This is a genomic window from Streptacidiphilus sp. ASG 303, from assembly GCF_020991365.1.
Classification (GTDB): Bacteria; Actinomycetota; Actinomycetes; order Streptomycetales; family Streptomycetaceae; genus Peterkaempfera.
The window spans coordinates 1-316 of the sequence record NZ_JAJLRA010000120.1 but is presented as its reverse complement, the minus strand read 5'-3'; the positions used below and the strand labels follow the sequence as shown (position 1 = coordinate 316).

The 316-nt window shown below is 79.4% G+C and carries 1 protein-coding gene; it reads right to left on the bottom strand.

What is annotated here, in order from left to right; all coding sequences use genetic code 11:
• On the bottom strand, positions 1 to 266 hold a 266-nt coding region (locus LO771_RS30175), incomplete at its 3' end, for a rhodanese-like domain-containing protein (RefSeq protein ID WP_255745060.1).
• Positions 267 to 316 lie beyond the last annotated feature (50 nt).

Below are 316 nucleotides of genomic sequence, written 5' to 3'. Positions count from 1 at the left end.
GAGAGCCCGACGCGGCGCAGGGCGGCGGCCAGCACGCCGGGGTCCGGCAGCGGGTGGCGGCCGGCCGGACCGGGCGGGGCCGCGAGGTCCCGGTCGAGGTCGAGGGAGTGGGCGCCGGGGAGGTGGCCCGCGCGGTACTCCTGCTCCCCCGGCGGGCCGCCGAGCTGCCAGCGGACGTCGAGCAGGACGGGCGGACGCGCGTCCCGGAGGGCCTCGGCGAGGTCGGCGGCCGCGACCAGCGGGTAGGGGGTGGGGTGGCTGTCCATGGCGTCATTGTGCTCCGGTGTCCGGGCACGGCGCGGACGGCGCTTCTTTT